General features: G+C 63.4%; 4 protein-coding genes and 1 pseudogene. 2 read left to right on the top strand and 3 right to left on the bottom strand.

Annotated elements, in window-relative coordinates:
• Positions 1-59: 59 nt before the first annotated feature.
• Genes EOA38_RS28975 through EOA38_RS28965 form a run of 3 tightly spaced genes read right to left on the bottom strand, consistent with a single transcriptional unit; the run spans position 60 to position 2,346 of the window.
• Entirely contained in the window at positions 60-353 is a 294-nt protein-coding gene (locus tag EOA38_RS28975; protein WP_127300850.1) for an ATP-binding cassette domain-containing protein, read from the bottom strand.
• A gap of 2 nt (positions 354-355) precedes the next feature.
• Entirely contained in the window at positions 356-1,360 is a 1,005-nt protein-coding gene (locus tag EOA38_RS28970; RefSeq protein WP_127300849.1) for an ABC transporter permease, read from the bottom strand.
• A complete protein-coding gene (locus tag EOA38_RS28965; RefSeq protein ID WP_127300848.1) occupies positions 1,360-2,346 on the bottom strand; it encodes an ABC transporter permease in 987 nt (328 codons plus the stop codon). The genes EOA38_RS28970 and EOA38_RS28965 overlap by 1 nt, the downstream gene beginning before the upstream one ends.
• A 312-nt stretch (positions 2,347-2,658) precedes the next feature.
• Between EOA38_RS28965 and EOA38_RS28960 the strand changes: the two genes are divergently transcribed.
• Complete coding sequence (locus EOA38_RS28960) at positions 2,659-4,269, top strand: ABC transporter substrate-binding protein (RefSeq protein WP_127300847.1); 1,611 nt, start codon at positions 2,659-2,661, stop codon at positions 4,267-4,269.
• Positions 4,270-4,326: 57 nt separating this feature from the next.
• Positions 4,327-4,451: pseudogene (locus EOA38_RS40565) on the top strand (LLM class flavin-dependent oxidoreductase); the annotation flags it as partial.

Raw genomic sequence — 4,451 nt, 5'->3', positions numbered from 1 at the left:
CATGATCTTCCAGGAGCCGATGACATCTCTCAATCCGGTGCTGAGCGTCGGGCGGCAGATCACCGAGATGCTGACGCTGCACGAGGGCATCCGCGGCAGCGCAGCTTGCGCATCTCGGGCGCATCGAGCCCGATCAGGTCGCGGCCGGCGAACTGGACCCGGCCGCCGGCAATCCTTGCCGAGGGTGGCAGCAGCTGCATCAGGGCAAGCGCCGTCAGCGACTTCCCCGAGCCCGATTCGCCGACGATCGCCAGCGTCTCGCCTTCGCCGAGCTCGAAGCTCAGCCTGTTCACCGGGTCCGCGCTGGGAAAGCGGACCGTGAGATCCTCGACCTTGAGCAAGGGGGAAGCCACGCTCAGCGCTCCTGTGTGAAGCGCGGGTTGAGCGCGTCGTTGAGACCGTCGCCGATCAGGTTCAGCGCCAATACTGTGAAGACGATCGCCAGGCCGGGCAACGCAGTCAGATACCAGGCGGTGCGGATCAGCTCCCGCCCCGCCCCGATCATGGAGCCCCAGCTCACCACGTTGGGATCGCCGAGTCCCATGAAGGACAACGCCGATTCCATCAGGATCGCGGTTGCGACCATTACCGACGACGTCACGATCAGCGGCGGCAGCGCGTTGGGCAGGATCTCGCGGAAGATAATGCGGGCGTGGCCGTAGCCGAGGCTACGCGCCGCCATCACGAAATCCTTCTCGCGGATCGCCCGGAACTCTGCGCGGGTCAGCCGGGCAACAGTCGGCCAGGTGATGACCGCGATCGCAACCGTCACCACCGGCGCGGTGGGCTGTGCAATCGCGACCATTACGACCAAAAGCACGAAGCTCGGGATGGTCTGGAAGATCTCGATCAGGCGCACGAGCAGGTCGTCGATGCGGCCGCCGAAATAGCCGGCCGTCGCGCCGACCAGAATGCCGAAGCTCAAGCCCAGGGCGGTGGCTACCAAGCCGACGAACAGCGAGATGCGTGCGCCGTGCAGGATGCCTGCCAAAACGTCGCGCCCCATCGAGTCTGTGCCGAGCGGATAGGCCGGATCCTGACCCGGCCACAGGAACGGCCGTGCGACCATCGACAGCGGATCGCCGGGATAGAGCACTGGCGCAAGCAGCGCTGCGAGCACGACAACAGCGAGGAAGGCCACGCCAAACATCGTGTTTGGATTGCGCAGGAAAACGCGCAGCGCCCGACCGCCGGCGACGACCGGCACCGAAGCCGCCGAAGCCGAGCGGGCATCCGGCGCGTGAAGGTTGGTCCAGGCCTTGCGGTCGGCGGTTGCCGTGGCGACCGGCTCGCCGGAAGCGTCGGCGGGAAGCAGACGGGCGGCGCCTGCCGAACCAGCGGCAATATCGGTGGAAGCCATCAGCGCACTCCTATGCGGGGGTCGAGCCAAGCCTGAAGGATGTCGACCGTCGCATTGGCGATAATCACGAGCAGCGACGACAGAAGCAGGATGCCAAGCAGCACCGTGAAGTCGCGGCTCATCACCGCCTCGAAGGCGAGGCGACCGAGACCCGGCCAGGAATAGACAGTCTCGACCACGACGGCCCCTCCGAGCATGCCCCCGATATGCATGCCGGCCATCGTGGTGATGGGAATCAGCGCGTTGCGCAGCACATGCCTGACGGTGATAGCGGCAGGCGACAGCCCCTTCGCGGCCGCCGTGCGCACGAAATCCTGGCTCTTCACCTCGAGCATCGCTGCGCGGGTGAGCCGCGCATAAATCGCGACATAGAACAGCGCCAGCGAAAGCGCCGGCAGGATCATGTAGCGGAGCTTGTCCCACAACCCGGCAAGGCCCGTGAGATCGCTGCCGATCGTTCCCGAGCCGCCGCTCGGCAGCCAGCCGAGCTTCACCGAGAACAGCACAATCAACATCAGGCCGATCCAGAAGCCGGGGACCGAGTAGAAAAGCAGCGACAGCACCGACAACACACGGTCCGGGATGCGCCCGGCGAAGACCGCCATCAGCGAGCCGAGCACCAGGCCCAAGAAAATCGCAATGCCGAGCGCCATCGCCATCAAGAGCAGCGTGCCGGGCAGGCGCTGGCCGATCAGCTCGGCGACAGGCATGCCATAACGTGGCGAGAAGCCGAGGCTGAGATGGGCCAGATTGTCGAGATAGTTATAGAGCTGGACGAGAAGAGGGTTGTTGAGGCCGAAGCGCTCGCGCAGCGCGGCCATTGTCTCGGCCGTCGCCGAGCCTGCCTCGCCGGCCATCACGTCGGCCGCGTCGCCCGGTGCGAGCTGCAGCAGGAAGAAGTTGAGGACGACGATGCCGAGCACGGTCGGCACGGCCTGGAGCGCGGTGCGGCGGAAGGTTCTTCCAATGCGGGTCAGGGTCGACATCGTTACGCTGCTTCGGCCTTGTCCTGGCATCGCCCCGCGGTTCGTGCCCGCAAAGCATCGTGCTTTTTAGTTGACAAGATTTATAGACATTGTCAAATGTTTTCGCAAATTTTGTTCTGCAAGTCACCAATTTGCAGAACAGAATTTCATTTCATTCTAGTATTCGCCGCGCCGGTAGGATGGAATATCTGCACGACGAGTGGACAGGTGAAATGAATTTCGATGATCGCGCCGCTCTTGGAACATAGAGGTTTCTTTCACTCCGTGCTCAGACGCGCGATCGGCCGAACAGAGGAAAAATGGACTAATCCGATGCCCAAATTCCTGAAACCGACGCGCCGCGCGTTCCTCGGCGCATCCGCTTCCGCCCTCGGCCTGGCGCTGCTCCCCGGCCAGCGCGCTGCGCTGGCAGCCGCGCCAAAGCACGGCGGCACGGCGACCTTCCTCATCTCGGCCGAGCCTCCCGTGCTGACGACAATCGCACACACCGCCTTCAACTCGGTGTTCGTGTCGGCGAAGGTCACCGAGGGGCTGCTCACATATGATTTCGATCTGACGCCGCGCCCGCTGCTGGCGACGGAATGGTCGGTGAGCGATGACGGGCTGCGCTACACATTCAAGCTGCGCGAGGGCGTGAAGTGGCATGACGGCAAGCCCTTCACCTCGGTGGATGTCGCCTACTCGATTGCCACCATCAAGGAGGTGCATCCGCGCGGCCGCAACACGTTCCTCAACCTCACCGACATCCAGACACCCGACCCGCTGACCGTCACGCTGGTGCTGTCCAAGCCTGCGCCATATCTGATCACGGCGCTCGCGGCACCCGAAACGCCGATCGTGCCGAAGCACCTCTACGAGGGCACCAAAGCCGCCGAGAACCCGGTGAACAACGCACCGGTGGGCACCGGTCCGTTCGTCTTCAAGGAATGGGTGCGCGGCAGCCACATCATCTACGAGCGCAACCCCGACTACTGGGACGCACCGAAACCCTACCTGGATCGGCTGGTCGTCCGCTTGGTTCCGGACGCTGCTGCCCGAGCGGCCGCACTCGAAGCCGGAGAGATCGACCTCGCGCCGGCGACGCCGATCCCCTACAGCGACCTGCAGCGCTTCGAGCAGCTGCCGCATATTGGCTTCGAGAAGCAGGGTTACCAGTATTCGAACGGCATCAGCCGGGTCGAATTCAACCTGGAGAAGCCATACTTTCAGGATGTCCGCATCCGCCGTGCCTTCGCACATGTGATCGATCGCAATGTCATCCACGACACGATCAACTACGGCTATGGCGCGACCATTCCCGGGCCGATCAGCCCGAGCCTGACAAAATGGTTCGTCGGTGACCTGAAGACCTATCCAATCGACATCGCCGCGGCCGAGAAATTGCTCGACGAAGCCGGGCTACGGCGCGGGGACGACGGCATTCGGCTGAAACTCAATCACGATTATGTTCCAAGCGGCGAGACCTATAAGCGCGGCGCCGACTACATCAAGCAGGCGCTGGCTCGGGTCGGCATAGACGTCACCGTACGAAGCCAGGATTTCGCTACCTACACCAAGCGCATCTACACCGACCGCGATTTCGACTTCACCTTCAACGGCATGAGCAATCTGTTCGACCCGACGGTCGGCGTGCAGCGACTCTACTGGTCGAAGAACTTCAAGCCCGGCGTGCCGTTCTCCAACGGCTCCAAATACGGCAACCCGAAGGTCGACGAGCTCCTCGAGGCCGCCGCTGTCGAGATCGATCAGGCAAAGCGCTTCAAACAGTGGCAGGCCGTCCAGGAGATTCTGGTCGAGGACCTGCCCGACATCGGCATCGTCAGCCAGCCGGAGATCACCCTCTACAACAAGCGCATCGCCGGCCACACTGTGGGGGCCGAAGGAGCCTCCGGAAGTCTTGCCGACGCTTACATCGTTACCTGATCCAACGGCCGCCCATGCGCTTTCACGCGCATAGGCTTTTTCCAGCGCGAGTTCGTCATGACCCTTGCCCATAAACCCGGTTCCATCGTCGGCATTCCCTATTTCAAGGCGCCGACCGACTATCCAGACAGCCCGCTCTCGAAGGCGCTCGAGCAGCCGGTGCTGCTCGGGCTGTTCCTGCC

Source organism: Mesorhizobium sp. M1E.F.Ca.ET.041.01.1.1 (assembly GCF_003997355.1).
Classification (GTDB): domain Bacteria; phylum Pseudomonadota; class Alphaproteobacteria; order Rhizobiales; family Rhizobiaceae; genus Mesorhizobium.
Note: the sequence above shows the minus strand (reverse complement) of the source record. Positions and strands in the feature narration are given on the sequence as shown.

Excerpts from the sequence above, each read along its gene's own strand:
- EOA38_RS28960 (WP_127300847.1), top strand. The coding sequence starts at position 2,659 with ATGCCCAAATTCCTGAAACCGACGCGCCGCGCGTTCCTCGGCGCATCC.
- EOA38_RS28970 (WP_127300849.1), bottom strand. The coding sequence starts at position 1,360 with ATGGCTTCCACCGATATTGCCGCTGGTTCGGCAGGCGCCGCCCGTCTG.
- EOA38_RS28965 (WP_127300848.1), bottom strand. The coding sequence starts at position 2,346 with ATGTCGACCCTGACCCGCATTGGAAGAACCTTCCGCCGCACCGCGCTC.